The 20424-nt window shown below is 62.3% G+C and carries 12 protein-coding genes; 8 read left to right on the top strand and 4 right to left on the bottom strand.

Going from position 1 to position 20424, the window contains the following annotated elements:
* Positions 1–26: 26 nt before the first annotated feature.
* The 3 genes from AXK12_RS02805 to gdhA all read left to right on the top strand — a co-directional run bounded on the left by AXK12_RS02805 (position 27) and on the right by gdhA (position 3799).
* Positions 27–914, top strand: a complete 888-nt coding sequence (locus AXK12_RS02805) for an SDR family NAD(P)-dependent oxidoreductase (RefSeq protein ID WP_068711255.1) — start codon at positions 27–29, stop codon at positions 912–914.
* 54 nt (positions 915–968) lie between these two features.
* On the top strand, positions 969–2192 hold the full coding sequence (locus AXK12_RS02800; RefSeq protein ID WP_068711254.1) for a glycosyltransferase: 1224 nt from the start codon (positions 969–971) through the stop codon (positions 2190–2192).
* A 269-nt stretch (positions 2193–2461) separates the two neighbouring features.
* Positions 2462–3799, top strand: a complete 1338-nt coding sequence (gene gdhA / locus AXK12_RS02795; protein ID WP_068711253.1) for an NADP-specific glutamate dehydrogenase — start codon at positions 2462–2464, stop codon at positions 3797–3799.
* Between the two features lie 201 nt (positions 3800–4000).
* Here gdhA and uvrA read toward each other — a convergent pair whose 3' ends face one another.
* Both uvrA and AXK12_RS02785 read right to left on the bottom strand, forming a co-directional pair.
* Entirely contained in the window at positions 4001–9856 is a 5856-nt protein-coding gene (gene uvrA / locus AXK12_RS02790; protein WP_068711252.1) for an excinuclease ABC subunit UvrA, read from the bottom strand.
* A 6-nt stretch (positions 9857–9862) separates the two neighbouring features.
* Positions 9863–10984 carry a glycosyltransferase gene (locus AXK12_RS02785; protein WP_068711251.1) on the bottom strand — a complete coding sequence of 374 codons (1122 nt, stop codon included), beginning with the start codon at positions 10982–10984 and terminating at the stop codon, positions 9863–9865.
* Between the two features lie 39 nt (positions 10985–11023).
* On the opposite strand from AXK12_RS02785, the gene AXK12_RS02780 reads away from it, so the two are divergent.
* The 4 genes from AXK12_RS02780 (at position 11024) to AXK12_RS02765 (ending at position 15215) form a co-directional block, all read left to right on the top strand.
* Positions 11024–11503 (top strand): phage holin family protein, encoded by a 480-nt coding sequence (locus AXK12_RS02780; RefSeq protein WP_068711250.1) that lies wholly within the window; start codon positions 11024–11026, stop codon positions 11501–11503.
* Positions 11504–11690: 187 nt separating this feature from the next.
* Entirely contained in the window at positions 11691–12641 is a 951-nt protein-coding gene (locus AXK12_RS02775) for a DUF4097 family beta strand repeat-containing protein (protein WP_068711249.1), read from the top strand.
* A gap of 87 nt (positions 12642–12728) precedes the next feature.
* Entirely contained in the window at positions 12729–14330 is a 1602-nt protein-coding gene (locus AXK12_RS02770; protein WP_231863502.1) for a carboxypeptidase M32, read from the top strand.
* Between the two features lie 18 nt (positions 14331–14348).
* Entirely contained in the window at positions 14349–15215 is an 867-nt protein-coding gene (locus AXK12_RS02765; protein WP_068711248.1) for a TatD family hydrolase, read from the top strand.
* Between the two features lie 102 nt (positions 15216–15317).
* Here the strand turns inward: AXK12_RS02765 and AXK12_RS02760 are convergent, their stop codons facing one another.
* Positions 15318–18311 (bottom strand): hybrid sensor histidine kinase/response regulator, encoded by a 2994-nt coding sequence (locus AXK12_RS02760; RefSeq protein WP_231863501.1) that lies wholly within the window; start codon positions 18309–18311, stop codon positions 15318–15320.
* 589 nt (positions 18312–18900) lie between these two features.
* Positions 18901–19227 carry an HPr family phosphocarrier protein gene (locus tag AXK12_RS02755; RefSeq protein ID WP_068711246.1) on the bottom strand — a complete coding sequence of 109 codons (327 nt, stop codon included), beginning with the start codon at positions 19225–19227 and terminating at the stop codon, positions 18901–18903.
* A 108-nt stretch (positions 19228–19335) separates the two neighbouring features.
* On the opposite strand from AXK12_RS02755, the gene kdsB reads away from it, so the two are divergent.
* Positions 19336–20211: a 3-deoxy-manno-octulosonate cytidylyltransferase gene (gene kdsB, locus AXK12_RS02750; RefSeq protein ID WP_082782596.1), complete on the top strand. Its 876-nt coding sequence runs from the start codon at positions 19336–19338 to the stop codon at positions 20209–20211.
* Positions 20212–20424: the final 213 nt, after the last annotated feature.

Genomic DNA, 20424 nt, shown 5'->3' with positions numbered 1-20424 from the left:
GTTTTTAAAGAAACACTGTATTTGCTGTGACCGACTCTGCTTCCCGCTCCAACCGTCGCTGTGCGCGGCGGCATCCGAAGCGGCTCTCCGAAGTTTACCGCACTGCGTTTGTGACCGGTGCGAGCACAGGGCTGGGGGCGGCCTTCGCGCAAATGCTCCTCGACGAGGGCCTGCGCGTTTTCGGGACGGCCAGGGACATTTCGCGGCTAGAGTCATTGACCGCCGCAAACCGGAGCTTCACTCCGGTCGTCCTCGACCTCGCCGATGGCGCGGCGGCGGAGCGGGTGTTTAGCGAAGCGTCGGAGAGCGCCGGAGGCTTCGATATCGTGATTAACAACGCCGGCTACAGCGTGTTTGGGGATTTTGCGCAGACGGATTTCGCATACTGGCAGGCGCAGATCGAAGTCATGCTCGTGAATACTGCGCGGCTTGCGCATGCGGCTCTGAGCACGTGGCAAAAGGCGGGCGACGGCGAGCGGCCCAAAGCGTTAGTGAACGTCTCCTCACTCGCCGCGGAGTTTCCGCTTCCTTTTCAGTCGGGCTACAATGTCGTCAAAGCAGGGCTAAGTGCGCTCAACGAGAGCCTCATCGTTGAGACTGCGGGCACGAGCGTGCGGGTAATCGACCTACGCCCTGGCGATTATCGAACCGACTTTGGGAGCTCGGTGATGCGGCCTAATCACTGCAGTGATGCGGCCTCAACACAGGCGGTTTGGGAGCGCTTTGCGGCGATGATGAGGAGCGGGCCGCCTCCTGCGCATGCGGCGCAGTGCTTGCGCCGTGCATTACTTCGGCGACACAGCGGGACGCTGCGCTGCGGGCGATTCTTCCAAGTGGTGCTTGCCCCTTTCCTCGTGCGTTTCGCCTCGCTCGGCCTCAAACGCCGCGTGCAAGCACTCTACTTTGGCCTCTAGGCGGCGGGCGTATTATAAACCCGACTACACGATACAGACGAGAGCCCACAACCCATGTCGAAACTGCGAATCCTTGTCCTGACCTCGAGCACCGGTGCGGGGCACGATGCGCGCGCGGAGGCTTTTGCCGAGTGGTGCTTCGAGCTCTATCGCCACCAAGTCGATGTGCAGATCGAGCAAATGCTCGAGAAATCGAGCTGGGTGGCGCGCGCGGGCGTCAACCTCTATAACTGGATCCAGAAAAAGTCGCCGTGGATGCACAAGGTCTTCTACGCGGTGGTCGAGGGGCTGAGTTTGCTCAATAGCCGCACGGTGACGCTGGGCCGCCGCTACTACCTCGACGTGTTGCGCGAGTATCGCCCGCACCTCGTCCTCAGTGTGCACGACTGCCTTAACCGCGGTTACTTCCAGCTTGCGCGCGCGGTGCTGGGCCAGGACGCCGTGCGCACGGCGACCTATTGCGGCGAGTTTTCCGGCGGCTGGGGCTACTCGGTTAACTGGATAGAGCCGAGCGCCGACCGGTATTTCTCCAGAACCGAAACGGCTAACGACTACGCGGTAAAAAAAGGGATGCCGCGCGAGCGAACGCGCGTGCGAGGCCGCTTGATGCGTCCGCGCGAGCATCTCGAAGTTTTGGGCGAGGCCGAGCGTCGCCGCTTTCTCACGCAGCAACTTGGGCTGCGCTCGGGGCTTTTTACCGTGTTTCTTGCGACGGGGGGAAATGGCGCGAACAACCACTTCGCGCTCTTGCCCGCGCTGCTGCGTCACGCCGATAAGGTGCAGGTCATCCTCATCTGCGGGCGAAACCGCGAGGCGTATAACGCGCTCATTCACTGGCGCGCTAATCACCCCGAGCTGCGTTGCCACATCGAGGGCTATACGGAAGTCATGCACCTGTTGATGCAGGTGAGCGACTGCATCGTGACGCGCGGCGGGACGACCACTTGCGCGCAGGCCCTCTTCTTTCGTTGCCCGATTATCTTTAATGCCTTTGGGGGAGTCATGCCGCAGGAGGAGTTGACGTGGAAATTTTTCCGTGAAGGCGCGGCCTCACCAAAAATCGAAACTACCGATGAATTCGCTGCGCTGATTGATACGTGGATGGCTGACCGGGCGAGTTACTCCGCAGTGCGCGAGCGCTTCCACGCGCTGCGGCACGACGACGATCCCACCGTGCTGATCGACGAATTGGTGCAGCTCGCCAACGAGGCCGCCCGCAGCACCGACCTCATCCGTCACCAGTGGCCACCGAGCCCGGAGTCGGCGGCGGAGGAGTGATTCGAGCGAATCTGGTAACTCGCCTAACGGATTCCTGCCATTTTTTGAGACGTTTCGATTCCTCAAACTACCCCCTTCTTTAGGGGGGTGGTTTTATGACATTTTGCCCCTAAAATAGACCCCCACCTAGAGGGGGCTGGTTTTGATTAGCTCAAACAGCGTTCGCGCAACGTCAGATTAGTCTGGGTAAAAATCGCGTAAAACCGGGGCGAAACTGCGAGTTTGGGATTGTTAGGCGGGGGCAAAATGGGCGCGCTGTGGGGCTGCCATTGAAAAACTTAAATTCATTCCTCGAACAAATCCGTCAGCGCGATCCTTCGCAGCCTGAGTTCCACCAGGCGGTCGAAGAGGTTCTCATGAGCCTTTGGCCGTTTGTAGAAAAAAATCCGCGCTATGCATCGGCTGGCCTCTTAGAGCGCATCGTCGAGCCGGAGCGCGTTATCATGTTCCGAGTGCCCTGGGTGGACGATAAGGGAGACGTCCAAGTAAACCGCGGCTATCGCGTGCAGATGAGCAGCGCAATCGGCCCCTACAAAGGGGGGCTGCGTTTCCATAAATCGGTTAACCTCGGTATCCTCAAATTCCTCGCCTTTGAGCAGGTCTTTAAGAACTCGCTCACGACGCTCCCGATGGGCGGCGGTAAGGGTGGCTCCGACTTCGACCCGCACGGCCGCAGCGACGGCGAAGTGATGCGCTTTTGCCAGTCGTTCATGACCGAGCTGTATCGCCACATCGGGGCCTCGCTTGACGTGCCGGCAGGTGACATCGGCGTGGGCGGTCGCGAGATCGGCTTCCTCTTTGGGCAATACAAGCGGCTCGCCAACGAGTTCTCCTCTGTCCTCACCGGCAAGGGCCTGGCCTACGGAGGCAGCCTCATTCGCCCGGAGGCGACTGGCTACGGCTGCGTCTACTTCGCCCAAGAGATGCTCAAGAAGCGCAAGCTCAGTTTCGAAGGCCGCCGCGTGGCGATTTCCGGCTCGGGCAACGTCTCGCAATACTCTGCGGAAAAAGCCATCGAGCTCGGGGCCAAGGTCGTCTCGCTCTCCGACTCGGGGGGCACGGTGCACATCCCCGACGGACTCACGACCGAGCAGCTTGCTTGGGTCATGGATCTTAAGAACAACCGCCGTGGCCGCATCTCCGAGTTCGCGCAGCATTACAAGCTGGAGTTCCTCGAAGGCAAAACGCCTTGGTCGCTGCCCTGTGACATCGCGCTGCCCTCAGCGACGCAAAACGAGATCAACAAGGCCGATGCCGAGACGCTCGTTAAGAACGGCTGCGTGTGTGTCGCCGAAGGGGCGAACATGCCCTCCGATCTCGGTGCGGTGGAAGTCTTCCTCAAGGCCAAGATCCTCTATGGCCCGGGTAAGGCGGCCAACGCGGGCGGTGTCGCGACCAGTGGTCTCGAAATGAGCCAAAACGCGATGCGGCTCTCGTGGAACCGTGGCGAGGTGGATAACCGCCTGCACGCCATCATGAAGAGCATCCACCACTCCTGCTTGGAATACGGCACGCAGAAGGACGGCTTCGTAAACTACGTGGACGGTGCGAACATCGCCGGCTTCGTAAAAGTGGCCGACGCTATGCTCCAACAAGGCATCGTCTGATGCCTTTTAAGGCCGGGCCGCCAACACTTGACGACGGCCCGGCGACTAAAGTCGTCCTGTGCACGTCGTCAGGCGGCTCGCGCAAAACAGTCTGCGATTAGCGGCGCACTCTTCCGGTGCGCCGCTTTTTTGTGCCTACCTTTGTAGTGGCGGCAGAGTGCGGGGGAGACTGGTGGGCGGCAGAATGCGACGGGCGCCGATTCAAGTCCGCCCAAGTTTTTGGCGGAGGTAGGGTGCTGTTGGGGACTTGGGTGTGGCGCTCGGGTTGTCGAGGAGTCCGCAGAGTGGGCCTTGGTAGAGGATTTGGCCGCCGTGTGGGCCGCCGCCGGGGCCGAGCTCTACGAGGTAGTCCGCCTCCGCCAAGAGGTCGAGATGGTGCTCGATGACGACGACGCTGTGGCCTTGGTCGACGAGTTTTTGCAAAACGCCGATGAGGCGTTCGCAGTCGCTGAGGTGTAGGCCGATGGAGGGCTCTTCGAGCAGGTAGAGATTTTGCGGGCGCAGCCCTTTGCTCTTCTCCTTAAAGGAGCTAAGGCCGCGCGCGAGCTCGGTCACGAGTTTGAGGCGTTGGGCTTCGCCGCCGGAGAGCGTGGGTGAGCTTTGGCCCAGGGAGAGGTAGCCGAGTCCGCAATCGACCATGAGTTGGCAGACTTCCGATAGGCGGCTGTGGAAGTCGAAAAATGCGGCGGCTTCCTCGAAGCTCATTTGGAGGACTTCGCTGATGGATTTGCCCTTCCACTTTATCTCGCTGAGTTCGCGCGCGTAGCGGCTCCCGCCGCAGTCTTCACAGGGCAGGTAGGTGGTGGGCATGAAGGCCATCTCGAGTTTGATCCGGCCTGCGCCCGCGCAGGTTTCGCAGCGGCCTCCGGCGGTGTTGAAGGAGAAGCGGCTGGCAGTGTAGCCGCGCAGTTTGGCTTCGGGCAGTGAGGCGAAAAATTGGCGGATGAGGTCGAAGATTCCGAGGTAGGTCGCGGGCGTGGAGCGCGGGGTTTTGCCGATGGGAGATTGGTCGACCTCGATGACGGATTTGAAGACATGGCCGTTGACGAGTTCGCCGAAGCTAGGCGGCGCCGTGTTTTTCCCGCTGCGGCGGCGCGGGGCGAGTTTCGCTTTTTGGGTCTTAATCGCTTCGGAGACGGCGGGGTGGAGGATGTCGCGAAAGAGGGTGGATTTGCCCGCGCCGCTGGGGCCAGCGACCATGATGAGCCGACCGAGCGGGAGGCGCAGATCGACGTCGCGCAGGTTCCGTAGGGTCGCGCCTCGCAATTCTAGCCAGGGTCGCGCCTCCGTTTTTTTCGTGCGCGGGGTGGGTGCTGGCGGCAGCTCTCGGTAGCTGCCGCGTGTGGGGTGCGGGATGCCGTTTTTGAGAAAGAGGCCGGTGAGCGATTTTGCGCTGCGTTTGATTTGGGCGGGCGTGCCGCTGGCGAGAAGCTCGCCGCCGTGAAGCCCTGCGCCGGGGCCGAGGTCTATGATGTGGTCGGCGTGCTCCATGAGGGCGTCGTCGTGTTCGACGACGAGGAGCGTGTTGTTCTTGGCGCGGAGGCGTTGGAGCGTGGCAATGAGGGCGTCGTTGTCGCGGGCGTGTAGGCCGATGGAGGGCTCGTCGAGGACGTAGAGGACGCCGGAGAGGTTGGAGCCGAGCTGGGCGGCGAGCCGGATGCGCTGGGCTTCGCCGCCGGAGAGCGTTTCGGTGGGGCGGTCGAGGCTGAGGTAGCCTAGGCCCACTTCGTCCAAGAACTTTAGGCGTTCCTCGATTTGCGGAATGATGTCTTGGGCGATGAGTTGGCCGCGCGAATCGAGGTCGAGGTCGCGCAGGGCAGCGAGGAGTTCGGCGGAGCTGAGCCGGAGCAATGCGGGCAGAGAGAGCGGGGGCGCAGACTCTTTTATTTTACGGTGGGGCGTCGCCCCGCCGTCACCGAGAATGGGTTGAGGCTGCGGCCCGGTATGCGGCGAGTCAGTGCGCTCTGGGTTACGCGCTTTAAAATGCAGCTTCACGGCGCGCGGGATGCGTGCGAGCCGCTCGCCGTGGCAATCGGGGCAGGGCTGGCCGTCGTCCGAGAGGTCTTCGCCCGACTCGATGCCGAAGCTGCGGAGTCGGGCGAGCGGGTCGTCTGCATCTTCCCCGTCCGATTTTTCGAGCATCCAAGGGTAGACGACGCCGTGGCCGCGACAGGTCGGGCACCAGCCGCGCGGCGAGTTAAAGGAGAAGTGTTTGGGGTCGAGCTCGGGGAAGGATTCGCCAGTGGCGGCGTCCGTCCGAGTTGCGGAGAGGTAAGCCAAGACTGTCTCTTTTGCGCTGCGGGTGCTCCCGGTTGAGACGATGAAGCAGGTGCCTTTGCCGAGTTGCAGGGCCTTGTCCAAGGCGGCATGGGCTTCGCTTTCGGTCACCGTTTTCAGGTCGGCGATGACGACCTCAATGTCGTGCTCGCGGTAGCGGTCGAGTTTTTCAAAGGACTCGGTCGCGAGCACACGGCCATCGACGCGCATGAGTGGGTAGCCTTGTTTGGCGATCCAGGTGGCGATGGGCTGGTGGTGGCCTTTGCGCCCGCGAATGAGCGGCGCACACAGGTAGAGGTGTTTGGCGCGCTGGGTTTCGGGCGCGGCGAGTTGGCGGCTGAGGAGTGCGCGGAGTTCGTCGGGCCGCAGCGGCGTAACGGGGCGGTCGGTCTCGGGGTGATGCTGGACGCCGAGGCGGGCGTAGAGGAGCCGGAGGTATTGGGCGACTTCGGTGATGGTGGCGACGGTGGACTTGCGCGAGCCGCGTGTGACGCGTTGCTCGATGGCGACGGTGGGTGGGATGCCGCTGAGCGAGTCGATGGCGGGTTTGGGGAGCTGCTCGACGAATTGTCGCGCGTAGGGCGACATCGACTCCATGAAGCGGCGTTGGCCTTCGGCAAAGAGGATGTCGAAGGCGAGCGTGGACTTGCCCGAGCCGGAGACTCCGGTGACGACCGAGAGCGTGCGGTGCGGCAGGGTGAGCGAGAGGTTTTTGAGGTTGTTCTCGCGCGCACCTGTTAGCGTGGTTTCTCCCGTTTTCGAGTGAGTGGCTTGCGCTGTGGTGGCGTGGAGCATCTTGGGCTTTGCTTTCTTCGGCGAGAGGGCTTGGCGCAAAAACGGCGAGGTCGCGGTGTCGCCTGTGGCGAGTTGCTCGGGCGTGCCTGTGGCGACGATTTGGCCCCCTGCGCTTCCGGCTTCGGGGCCGATTTCAATTAGCCAGTCGGCGGATTTGAGGACGTCGAGGTTGTGCTCAATGACGACGATAGAGTGGCCTTGGGCGACGAGGGTTTGGAGGACGTCGAGGAGTCGCTTAATGTCGTGCGGATGCAGGCCGGTGGTCGGCTCATCCAACAATAGAAGTGCGCCGGCGGCGTGTGGTGCGGACTCGTTTATGCCGACATGAGCGGAGAGGTACTTGAGCAGTTTGAGCCGTTGGGCTTCGCCGCCGGAGAGGGTGTTGAGGGGTTGACCGAGTGTGAGGTAGCCGAGGCCAACGGATTCGAGCCCGCGGAGTTTTTCGGCGATTTTGGGGTGATCGGTAAAGAGCGGGAGCGCAGCGTTAATGCTGAGGTCGAGCAGGTCGGCGACGGACTTTTCGCGCCAACGGATTTTGAGAATTTCGGGTTTGAAGCGGCGGCCTTCGCAGACGGGACAAGGCACGAAGACATCGGAGAGGAACTGCATCTCGACTTTTTCGTAGCCGCGCCCTTGGCAGTGATCGCAGCGTCCGTCGCCGCTATTGAAGGAGAAGCTGGAGGCAGTAAGCCCTGCCGCTTGAGCCGTGGGCGTGGCGGCGTAGAGGCTGCGAATGTCGTCCCACGCTTCGCAATACAGGGCCGGATTGGAGCGCGGCGTGCGGGTGAGCGGCGACTGGTCGACGAGGACGATTTCGCCGAGTGGCAGGTCGGAGCGGCAGACTCCTTTTATTGGCGCGTCGCTGCGGGCTGCAGGGGCGTTTGTTGGCGATGCGTCGGAGAGGGACGTAAGAGGCGTAGCCGGATATTGGCCGCGCTGATCGAGGAGCCCTTGGTAGAGGACGTGGTTTAGCAGTGTGGATTTTCCCGAGCCGGAGACGCCGCTTAGCGCGACGAAGCGGCGCAGCGGGATCGTGAGCGAGAGGTCGCGCAGGTTGTGCTTGGTGGCGCCTGTGATGTGGAGCGCGGGTGTCTCAGCGGTGACGGGTCGTCTGGCTGTCGGTGTTTCGATTTTTTTGCGTCCGGAAAAATACGCGCCGGTGAGGCTTTGGGGTGCGGCGAGGAGTTGCGCGACGCTGCCTTGGAAAACGAGGTGGCCGCCTGCGCTGCCTGCTTCGGGCCCGATCTCAACGACATAGTCGGCGGCGCGAATCATGGCTTCGTCGTGCTCGACGACGACCACGGTGTTTCCTGCGTTGGTCAGCGTGCGGATGATGCCGATCAAGCGGTCGATGTCGCGCGGGTGCAGGCCTACAGAGGGTTCGTCGAGGACGAAGAGCGTATCGATAAGCGAGGCGCCGAGGCAGCTGGTGAGGGTGACGCGTTGGGCCTCGCCGCCCGAGAGCGTGCGCGAGCTGCGGTCGAGGGTGAGGTAGCCTAGGCCCACTTGTTCGAGGTAGCGCAGCCGGGTAAGTATGCTGGCTAGCACATCGGACTGACTCGAAGTCGCTGGGGCAGACTGATCGAGCAGTGCGAGCAGTTCGCAGACGGGCAGTTGGTAAAGCTGGGGAAGTGTCTTGCCCTGCCAACGCCAGCAGAGCGCTTCGGGTTGGAGCCGTGCGCCGTGACACTCGGGGCAGGTGTTGTAAGAGCGATAGCGCGAGAGGAAGACGCGCACATGCATTTTGTAGGCGTTCTTCTCTAGCCAGTCGAAGAAGCCTTTGAGCCCATACCAATAGTCCGGCCAAGTGCGACCTGCCGCGTCATCGTAGTCGGGCTCCCCGTTAATGACGAGGTCGCGCTGTTCGGGCGTGAGTTGGGAGAAGGGGATGCGGGTCGGGATTTTTAGGCGGCGGGCGACGCGGAGGAGGTCTTTCTTTGACTCGCCGTAGATGTCGCTTTCCCAGCACTTGATGGCGCCCGCTTCGATTGAGAGCGAGTGATCGGGGACGGCGAGTCGGTAATCGATTTCGATGACGCGGCCAAAGCCCCGACAGCGCGGGCAAGCGCCGAGCGGCGAGTTGAAGGAAAAGAGCGCGGGCGTGGCGGCGCGGAACTGGCGGCCCGTAGTCGGCGAGTGAAGCCCTCTCGAGTAGGTCGCAACGGGTGCGAAAGTCTGCTCTGCGTGGCCCGGCTGCGAATGCTCAAAGAGCTGGAGTTGGCCTTGGCCGAAATGGAGTGCCGTCTCGGCGGCTTCGAGGAAGCGGGCGCGCCCGTCGGCGCGCATTTTTAGCCGGTCTTGGACAACCTGTATTGAGGCGGGCGAGTCTGCGGGGAGCTGTCGCGCAAGCGCTTCAGGCGGGAGGGCGAGTAAGTCGTCGATTTTAAAAATTTGCGGTACGGGTTCGCTGACGAGAATGCGCAGGTAGCCTTGAGTTTTGAGGTTTTGTAAAATTTCGGCCCAAGTGAGTTGAGGCGGGCGAGTAACGGCAAAGCAGAGGAGCAGGGTGTGGCCTTCGGCGGCGGTGAGCGTTTTGCGCCAGATGGTGTCGGGCGTGTCGTCTTCGATTTCCTCGTCTGTGTCGGGGTCGTAGCAGCGGGCATTTTGGGCAAACCAGACTTTTAGGTAGTCGCACAGTTCGGTCATCGTGCCGACGGTCGAGCGGCTGGTCTTTACGGTATTGGTCTGCTCGATGGCGATTGAGGGGCGGATGTTGTCGATCGCATCGACTTTGGGCGCGGGCAGCAGCTCGAGGAACTGGCGAGTGTAGGCGCTGAAGGTTTCGACGTAACGGCGTTGGCCTTCGGCGTGGAGGGTGTCGAAGACGAGTGAGGACTTGCCCGAGCCGCTCAGTCCGGTGACGGCGATGTAGCTGCCGAGAGGGAGGTCGAGGTCGAAGCCTTTGAGGTTGTTTTGCCGCACACCTCTTAAACGGATCGCGTCAGGCCTATTGTTTGGGCTGCTGGGTTTTCTTGAGGCGGGCATGTGCGGTCAGTGTCCGGTGAGGAGTTTTTGAAAGAGGGCGAGATACGCGGCGGCGGGGTCTGCTGTTTGCGTTGTTGGGGTTTTACGAAAACCCGCTTGGGCGAAATGGAGGATGGCGCGGCGGAAGCCGTCGCGGTCGCCGTGCTCAATGACGAGGCCGGTTTCGCCGGGGCGTGTAAGGCACTCTTCGATACCTTGGGCACGGGCGGCGATTGAGGGGAGGCCGGCGGCTTGGGCTTCGAGAAGGAAGTTGCACAGCGACTCGCTTTTGGAGGCGTGCACGGCGAGGTCGGCGGCGGCGTAGAGCGGGCGCGGGTCGGCGACGAAGCCGAGGAAGTGGACGCGGTCGGCTAGCCCAAGCTGGGTGGCGCGTGCGCGGCAGTCGGCGAGTGCAGGGCCATCGCCCGCAAGCCAGAGTTGCCAGTGGAGGGTGGCGGGGAGCTGCGCGGCGATTTCGATGAGTTCGCGTTGGTTTTTTTCGGGCCGAAACATGGCGCAGTCGAGGAGCACGGTCGTGGTGTCGTCGGCGCCATGTTCGCTGCGGAGTGCGGCGCGTGCGGGGGCGGCTTCGGCGTGCGGGAGCGGCGGGAAGACGAGGGCGTTGGGGATGACGCTGATGCGCTCGGGCGGGACTGAGTAGCGGGTTTGGAGCGTGGTGCGTGCGGCTTCGCTGTTGGCGATGATGTGGGTGACGCGCCCGAGCGCGCGGCGAGCGAGCAGCGGGAGGGGCTTGCCTGTGCGCATCGTTCCTAGGCTCGCAGGAGTCGTGGGCTCTTTTATCTCTGCGGCGCACTCGTTGGCGCGCTGTCTGAGGTGTAGGCGTGAGAGGGTGTTAGCGATTTGCTCTCCATGACAATTGGCCATGCGTCCCATGCATAGGACGATGTCGGGCGAAGCGCGGCGAACTGCGCGGCGTAGGCCCGGGGCGAACCAGTCGAGTCGCGTGTCAAAGGGCTGCAGGGCGCGATGTGTGACGGCAGGCGAGAGGGTGTGCGCGAGTGGGCCACCGGGCCGAAAGGTGAGGAGTGAGGTGGGGTGTCCGGCGGCGGCGAAGGCGTTGGCGAGCAGGATCGTTTGCCGCTCGGTGCCGCCGCTGCGTAGGAAGTCTTGGACGAGGAGTATTTTCATTGCGGGCGGGTGCGGCGGGCGAAAGCTGCGCGAGGAAAAATGAACACTGGCTTCCCGCAACTCATCATTCGTTGGCTCGTGCTCGCTGTGGGGGTGACGGTCGCCACGCACTTAATCCCGGGTATCGCCTGCGAGACGCGCACCGCACTGTTCGTAGTCGTGCTGCTGCTGAGTTTTTTAAATGCGATTCTGAGGCCGATTTTAGTGTTTTTCACGCTGCCGTTTATCGTGGCGACTTTGGGCTTCGGGATGGTGGTAATCAATGCGCTGCTGTTCCTGTTGGTGGGCCGTTTGGTAGAGGGGTTTTACGTGAGTGGATTTTGGGCGGCAGTGGGGGGCTCGCTCATCGTGAGTGCGACCAACTATCTACTCGGGAGCCTCTTGCGCGGTTCGGCTGCGAGGCAGCCGCGTTCGCGTTTGGGGCCGCCGAATCCGCCGAGTGGCGGGAGTGGCGGGAGCGGGGCTGCGGATGGCCGCAGGCCCTCGCGAAAACTCGATAGCGACGTGATCGATATTTGAGCGGTCGCAGGCCGTTTTATTGTGCGGGCGGCGGGTTGGGCCGCGCGTGCTGAGGCAGGCCGTCGCGCGAGCGCGGTGGCCTGCCAGTCGCAGGCCCGCTCGGGTAGAACTACGCGTTTGGCTGGGAATGCTACGCAAGGCTTGCCGTTTGTGCGCAGAGTTCGGGGGCGGGTTAGTCGGGGGGCTTATGAAATTTTCTCACTTCATTGCGTTGTTTTGCGCGGTGCTCATGTCGGTTCTGTCCGCTGCGGCGATGGAGCGTGTAGAGACGCGGCGCGTGCCTTTGCCCGATGGCGGGCGTGTAAAGATCTCGACCGGAAGCGGCGACATCAAGGTGGTGCCCGGGGACGTGGAGCGACTGGAGTTGCAGTTGCGCTGCGTTAGCCATGAGCAGAAGTCGCAAAAGGCACGCTCTGTCCTCAATCGCGTGCAACTGGTGATGCGGCGCAGCGACGACACAGTTTCCATCGATGTGCTCGATCGGGCTAGCGGCGGCACGCGGCTAATGAGTGCGAAGCGGCTCAAGATGCAGTTCGAGGTGGTGGTGCCGCAGAATTGTAGTCTCGATGTTTATACGCAGGAGGGCTCTGTCCAGGTGGGGAATTTGACGGGGCACATGCATGTAGTGACGGAGCGGGGGAAGATTTTCTTGGGGCAAATCGATGGGCATATTTACGCGGCGACGAAGCGCGGTGATGTGTCGGTCTCGCGTAGCACCGGTGCCGCCGAGCTTAAAACTGATGAGGGTAACGTGCATATCGGGACGGTGAGCGGGCATGCGGACTTGGAGACGAAGAAGGGCAACATCGTCGTGCAGGCCGCCTACAACACCGTGTCGGCTCGCACGACGCAGGGCGACGTCATCGCCACGCTGGCGCGGGTGCGTGGGCCCAACCAACTGCGCAGCGATATGGGTAACGTGCGCACGACGATTAATCCGAGTGAGAACTGTTTCATCGCGGCGAAGGGCAGGAAGGTGACGAGCGAAATTCGGCTTGTGCTCGCCCAAGGTGGCCGCGACTCGGGGAAGCATATCGGCGACTACCTCGGGGGTGGGCCGCGCGTGGAAATCTCGGCGGGTGGCGGTAAGGTGCAGATCGTCAAGGGCGAGCCGCTTTTCCAAGAGAGGCGCCGCTGAGGCCTTGAGGGAGGGGCCTCTAAAAATGGCTCAGGGCGTGCTTCTGTATTGGCGGTGGGCGGGCAGTGGGAAAGCTCGCGCTCCATTATGAGTTCTCCCACCGCTAAGGGCGATATGGTCTCGCCCCACTCTTCGAGTCCCGCCCCGACGCCCTACGCTCAGCTGCTCTCGCACTTGGGCCGTATCCACAAACTGGAGACAATTGCCCAATTACTCGGCTGGGATGAGCAGGTGAATTTACCTAAGGGCAGTGCCGACTTGCGGGCGGAGCAGCACGCGGTGCTGGCCGAGACGATTCATGCGGCGGCGAGCGACCCTGAGCTGGGGGCGTTGATTGCGAGGCTTGCCGAAGGCAAAGGCGCAGCGGGCGACGCACTCAGCGCGGAGGAGCGCTTGGTCGTGCGTGAGGCGCAGCGCGATTACGAGCGGGCCACGAAGCTGCCGGTTGCGTTTGTGCGGGCAAAGGCCGCGCAATCGAGCGTGGGCTTTCATGCTTGGGCAAAGGCGCGAGCGGAGGATGATTTTGCGAGTTATGCGCCAGTCTTGGAGCGCAACTTAGAACTCGCGCGCGAGGAGGCGGCTTATCTGGGCTGGGGCGGCGACCCGTGCACAAGCGCGAGCGGCGAGGGCGGGAGCCGGGCCTACGACTACATGATTGATAAACATGACCCGGGGCTGTCGGCGGCGGTGATTGAGGGGCTGTTTGGCGAGTTGCGCGCGGGGCTCGTGCCGCTTGCTAGGGAAATCTCCGAAAACGATGATGGTCGCGCGAAGGCTGCGCGGGCGCGGCTGCGTGGGTTTTCGATAAACGCTCAGCGGGAGTTTTTGGATGAGGTCACGCGGCGGCTGGGCTTCGATTACGAGCACGGGCGGATTGATGTTTCGCTGCATCCGTTTTGCGCTGGGACGGGAGCGGATATTCGGATGACGACCCGGTTTAATGAGGACGAGCCGCTGGACTCGCTCTTTAGCGCGATTCACGAAACGGGCCACGGGCTTTATGAGCAGGGGCTGCCGCTCGCGCATCATGCGACTGCGCTGGGTAAGGCGGCGGGGATGGGTGTGCACGAATCGCAGAGCCGCCTCTGGGAAAACCAGGTCGGGCGCAGTCGCGCGTTTTGGGCATTTTTCGAGCCACGGTTTCGCGAGAAGTTTTCGGGGCCCTTGCGCGGTGTCTCCTCGGAGGAGCTTTACTTGGCGGTCAATGCGGTCGAGCCGACCTTGATCCGTGTGGATGCCGACGAGGTGACGTACAACCTGCACATCATCCTGCGCTTCGAGATTGAGCGGCAGCTTTTCAGCGGTGCGCTTAAGGTAGGCGACTTACCCGAGGCGTGGGCTGCACTTTCGCGCGAGTTGCTGGGGCTGGAGCCGAAGAACGACCGCGAGGGCGTCTTGCAGGATGTGCATTGGAGCGATGGGGCCTTTGGTTACTTCCCCAGCTACTGCCTGGGGAACATGATTGCCGCGCAGCTTTGGGAGGCGGTGCGGGCAGAGGAGCCGGAGATCGAGGCGGATTTCGCGCACGGGGACTTTGGGCGGCTGTTGGCGTGGTTGCGCAAAAACGTGCATGCCGCGGGTAAGCGTCACGATGCGCTGGACTTGACGCAGCGAGTCACGGGCAAGCCGTTGTCGCCTGCGCCGCTCTTGCGCTACTTGCGCGAAAGATACCTGCCTTTGTACTCTTAAAATCTCCTGAGTTTTTGTATGAATTTAATCGATACGCACACCCACTTGGATTCGTTTGTGCAGCGTGGAGAGCTTGACGCGGTGCTTGAGCGCGCGACGGCAGCAGGCGTCGGGGCCTTGGTCACGGTGGGCACAGGCAGCGACGATTGGCCGCTGTATCGAGAAATCGCGACGACCCATTCTGGCGGCGGCTGTGCGGTGTATTACACGGTCGGGCTGCACCCCTGCTCAGTGGGGGCGGATTGGGAGAGTGAGGTGGCGCAGATCGAAGCGTACTTCTCGGATGCTGTTGGCGTCGGGCTAGGACGCGCAGACAGCGCCGACGCGCAAAATAAAAAGGGGGCGCGCCCTCCGGTGGCCTTGGGTGAGTGCGGGCTAGATCGGTTTCACTTGCCCAAGGACGATCCGGCGCAGGCCGAGCAGGTGTTTGCGTGGCAGCGGGCGGCGTTTTCAGCGCAACTCGCGATTGCGCGGCGGCTAGGCTGTCCGGTCGAGGTGCATTCGCGCGGGGCCTTTGCCGAGTCGGTCGCCCTGATTGATGAAAGTGGCGTCGATTGGGGAAAGGTCGTTTTCCACTGTTTCAGCGAAGGCCCAGCGGAGATGAGTGAGCTCGTCGCGCGTGGCGGTCGCGGCTCGTTTACGGGAATCCTTACTTACAAAAATGCGCAGAGCGTCCGTGAGGCGGCGCAGGTGCAGGGCTTGAAGCGGCTGATGTTGGAGACCGATGCGCCGTATTTGACGCCTATGCCGCATCGCGGAAAGCGGCCCAACGAGCCCGCCTTTTTGCGACACACGGCAGACTACGCAGCCGAGTTTTTCGGCGTGAGCGTCGAGACGCTTGCCGAAATCACGACGCGTAATGCGCGCGAGTTTTTCGGGATATGAGCTGAGTGGTTGCTGGGCTGCCCGAATTGTGTGGCAGCCCTTTTACCAAAACAACGGCGAGGACTTGGCCCTCGCCCCACTCGGCGATTTTGCGGGAGCGGGTTACGCCCTCGCTTCGCCTTCGAGTGCGGCGCGGATTTTATCGATGAGTTCGACTTTCCCAGTGCTGGCTTTGGGGAGGATGTATTTGGCGCGGGTGAGGAGTGTGTCGCGCTCGGCCATGCTCAGGTCCATCGCTGTTAGCACGATGACGGGGATGCCGCGCCACTCGTCGCGTTCGCGCAGTCGGGTGAGGAACTCGAAGCCGTCCATAGTGGGCATCAGCAAGTCGAGGAGGATGACGGCGGGCAGGGGTTGCGCGTGTTCGAGGTGTTCGAGTGCGGCACGGCCGTCCTCGGCGGTGTCGATGGTGAAGGGCTCTTTCTCCAAGAGTCGCTGCACCATTTCGCGCGTGGTTTTGTCGTCCTCGACGAGGAGTAAGGGGCGTGCATCGCCGGGGTCGTCGAGGTGGCGGCGGATCGCGGTGACGAGCCGGTCTTTATCGACGGGTTTGATGAGGTAGTCGTGTGCGCCAAGGGCGAAGCCGACTTCCTTCTCGTCGAGTTGGCTGGCGAGGATGACGGGGATGGGGCGCAGCTCGGGGTCTTTTTTGAGCGCGGAGAGGACGGCCCATCCGTCCATGCCGGGCATGAGGATGTCGAGGACGATGGCCGCAGGTTTCTCGGCGCGAGCAATGGCGAGTCCCTTGGGGCCGTCGCTGGCGAGGAGGACGTGGTAGCCTTCGCGGGTGAGATTGCGCGAGGTGATGTCGCGCATGACCGGGTCATCGTCGATGACGAGAATGGTCGCCCCATCGGGGGCGGTGGCCTGTGCCGCATCGGCCAGCGAGGAGCCTTTAGTCACGGAGACTGCGCCCGAGTCGGTCGCGTCGTCGTTTTCCGACCCGCTTTCGCTCGCGTCGTCGTCGTCGCCTGTGTCGCCCCCGAGTGACTGGGTGTTGGCGGTTTTGCGGCTGACTTTGGCGGGGAGGACGATGGTGAAGGTGCTGCCTTTACCGTATTCGCTTTCGACGAGGAGGTCGCCGCCCATGAGCAGGCAGAAGTTGCGGCTGATGGGCAGTCCCAGGCCGGTGCCGCCGTATTTGCGGGTGGTGGAGCTGTCGGCCTGCATGAAGGCTTCGAAGATGCGGCTGAGCTGGTCGGGGGTCATGCCGATGCCGGTGTCGTGGACGACGAATACGAGGCGCTCGCTGAGCGAGCCGCTTTGGCCGTCGGGGGCGGTATCACTGTCGGCAGGCACGACTTCGCGGCGGGCCTCGAAGGTGACGGTGCCTTTTTCGGTAAACTTGGTGGCGTTACCGAGGAGGTTGAAGAGGGTTTGGCGGACTTTGGTGACGTCGGCCTTCATGGTGCCGAGGTCGTCGGCGAAGTGCAGGTCGAGGGTGTTTTGGTTTTTCTCAATGAGGGGGCTGATGGTGGTGACGACTTCGTTGAGCATTTCCCGCACGTCGAATTGCTCGATATAGAGGGGCATTTTCCCCGCTTCGACTTTGGAGAGGTCGAGGATGTCGTTGATGAGGTCGAGGAGGTGTTTACCGGCGTTGCGGATCTTTTGGAGGTCGGCGACGACGTGGGGCTTTTTCGCCGCTTCGGCTTCCTCGATGAGCATTTCGGAGTAGCCGATGATGGCGTTCATGGGGGTGCGCAGCTCGTGGCTCATGTTCGCCAGAAACTCGCTCTTAGTCTGGTTGGCTTGCTCGGCGTGGGCGCGGGCGTTTTGGGCGTCGGTGACGGCTTGGGCGAGTTGGGCGGTGCGCGACTGGATGGTTTGCTCAAGGTTCTCCGCCAGCTCGGCGAGGCTTTGTTCGCGCTGGGTGATGGTGCGCGCCATGTTTTGGAAACTGTGCGCGAGCTCGCCGAGCTCGTCGGTGCGGGCGGCGATGGGGTCGAGAGAGTCGGGGGAGAACTCGCCGTGTTCGAGCGCGTGCGCGGCAGATTTTAGCCAGGTGATCGGGGCGGTCATGCGACGGGCGATGTAGGAGACGACGATAAAAGTGAGGAGGAGTGCAGCGGCCACGATGAGGATGTCGCGGAGCGCGAGCCGATCGATGGGGCTGCGGATTTTCTCTTCAGAGACATCGAGGACGATTTTCCAGCCTGAGTGTGGGGCTTGAATCCAGTAGAGTAGTCGTGGTTCACCTTCGACCTCGATGCGGGCGTGGCCTCTGGGCGCGGAGCTGACGTAGGGGCCGGCGACTAGGTCGGCGATGTTGCTGGGGGAAACGCCGTCGTCACCCAGCATGAGTGTCTCGTCGGGATGGGCGATGATGTTGCCATCTTGGCTGACGATATAGGTGTATTCGGAATCGTCGTTTGTGTGGCTCTGCCCACCTTCGAAACCGCGGCTGCGCACGGTGGGGAGGAGGCTAGTTAGCGGGATGGAGGCAGCGGCGGCACCGATAAAGCGACCGTCTTCGCTACGGATGGGGGCACTGACGTTGACCATGCGGGTCGTGTGCCCATCGGAGTTTTGCCGAGGCTCGGTGATGTGAAGACGACCGGTGCGGCGGGGGCCGTGATACCATTCGTAAAGGGGGGAGTGGTAGTCGTAATTGAGCGCGACTATTTCGGGGTAAGTTTTGCGGTTTATTCTTAAGCTGGAGCGAGGCGCACTCGCCGGGAGTGACTCGAAGGCGAGGTAAACACCGTAGACTTGGTCGGCAGGCGTGTCGCGTATGAGGGCGCGCAGAAAACCGTCGATCGCCGGGTCGGAAGTGCTGCCGAGTGTTTCTTGAAAGGCGGCGATTGAGCGGGGGAGGTTGCCGACTGCGCTGATCACTCCGTCGAGCTCTTTGGCGATACTTTCGATGTGGCCGAAGGCCGTGCTCTGGGTCTGCGCTTGGATGAGGCGGTTACTGGAGAGGTAGTCGAAGGTCCCAGCGACAAGGAGCACTGCGGCGATGACTAGGCCGATGGCCCATTGGATTTTTTGAGCAAAGCTGCGGGGGCGGAGCGATTTGAAGAGGGCAATCACAGGGGCGCGGTGGGCTAAAGGGCTTCGGGTAGTGGGCGGCGCATCGGTCTCAGGGGACGACACTGTGCGCCGCGCACAGAGGTTCTGCGTAGTTATGCGGAGACTTCGAGCCTTTTTGGCCGGTGGCGCTGAGACGCGTGTCGCTTCGGCCAGCACGTCCTTTTTTCCACTGCGCGTGGAGCGCAGCCGCAGGCTGTCTTATTTGGCGGCGGGCCTGACGGCGTGCACAGGACGACTTTAGTCGCCGAGCCGTCGTCAAGTGTTGGCGACCAGTGCGTAAGCGCGGGCGGCGACAAGTGCACTAGCCTTGGCGGCCCGCCGTCCATCGCCACTGCCATTCAATTTGGGGCTTCGCCGTCGCGCTATCGCTCACGAACGAAATCCCAAATTTGAAGGAATCCCCGCTCCCTGTTGCGTTGCGACAGGCGCGGAAAGCTTATTCAAAATCGCGCGCTTTTGATGGCAGTGGTACTCCTTGGGCGCTGCCATTTTGCGAAGTGCGCAGAACACCTGAGCCCCTCGCCTTCGCAAAACAGCGGCGCGTCTGCCAAACGCGATTACTCCAAGCGGCCCCTGCCGGAGGCGGGGAGGATAGTGCTGCGTGCTTCGCTTGTCCGCGAGGTGAGTGCGCGGGGCGACACGCCCCTCGCCGCTAGGCTTCGTCAAACTTGCGGGTGAAGAGTTCCTCGAGCTCGCTGAGGATTTGGGCGGCGTCGGGCCCATTGGCGAGGAACTTGACTCGTGAGCCTTTCGCGGCGGCGAGCATCATCAGACCCATGATGCTTTTGCCATTTACCTGCTCGGAATCCTTCTCGACGAAGACGTCCGACTTATAGCGATTGGTGATGCGCACGATCATCGCTGCCGGCCGCGCATGGATGCCCATCTTGTTCTGCACGACGAGTTCCTTCGTCAGTTGCAGGTTGGGGGCGGCTGCGCCGGGGTGACTTGAATCCTCGCTGTTCTCGGTCGCTGTCATTTTTTAAAGGCGCGGACGGTTTTCGAGGCACTAGTGGCTTGCAACTTAAAAACGGGAATCGCCTCGGCGCCTACCCCTTGGCTTAACTGCGCCGAAATCTGCGCTTATATGACTGAGGCTCCTGCTTTTTCGCTCCCATCAGGTGACGCCGGCTCGGCGGCGACGAGTGCGCCAGCCTTGGCGGCTAAGGCCGTCCGGCGCCCGTCGCCGTCCTCGCCTGAACTCGCGATAATCGTTCCCTGCCGTCTCGAATCGACGCGCTTCCCGCGCAAGCTCCTGCATCCGATTAAGGGCAAGCCGCTCCTGCTTTGGGTCGCCGAGCGGATCTCTGCACAAGTGCCTGCGTTGCCGCTGTGGTTTGCGGTCGATGACGAGCGGCTGCGCGACTGCGTGGAGGCGGCTGGCTTTCGCGCGGTGATGACTGCGGTCACCCACGCGAGCGGGACCGACCGGCTCGCCGAGGCCAATGCTCGAATCGGCGCGGCGCGTGTTATCAATGTGCAGGCGGACGAGCCGCTCGTGAGCGCGGGCCAGATTCAGGCCTTGGTCGGGCTGCTAGAGAGGGGCGCGCAAATGACGACACTGGCGACGCCGTTTCGGCGTGTTTCGGATTTTCACGACCCAAACCAAGTCAAAGTCGTGCTGCGCCGCGATGGCCGCGCGCTGTATTTTTCTCGTGCTCCGATTCCGTTTACGCGCGATGCCCCGCCGCAAGAGGACGAGGCGGCAACGCCACCGCGCCAAATAAAAGGGGCTGCGACCCCCTACCGTCATCTCGGGCTTTACGGCTACACGGCGGATTTGCTTGCGAAGCTGGGCTCACTCCCGCGCGGGTGCTACGAAGACCTAGAAAAACTGGAGCAACTGCGTGTCCTCGAAGCCGGCTATGACATTCATTGCGCGCTCACCGAAGAGCCGAGCATCGGTATCGACACCCCAGAAGACGCCGCCGCCTTCGAGGCGCTCAGTGCCGAGCGGAGATAGTCTGTTTTCAATTGGCCTTTACCGGGAGCTGAGCTTCCCGAAAAGGCTAGTGTTGTTAGCTTGGCTTGCGCGCGTGGAGATACTCAACGGGCTTTTACCGGATGTATTAAGTACCCAGTCGGGAAAATCATAAGGATTAGGCTATTTCTCGAGCCCGATATTTATTTAAGGTGGCTTGAGTGCTTATCCAGTGTCTGTTCCTATGTCGTGCCG

It is taken from the genome of Cephaloticoccus capnophilus (assembly GCF_001580045.1).
Lineage (GTDB): Bacteria > Verrucomicrobiota > Verrucomicrobiia > Opitutales > Opitutaceae > Cephaloticoccus > Cephaloticoccus capnophilus.
Note: the sequence above shows the minus strand (reverse complement) of the source record. Positions and strands in the feature narration are given on the sequence as shown.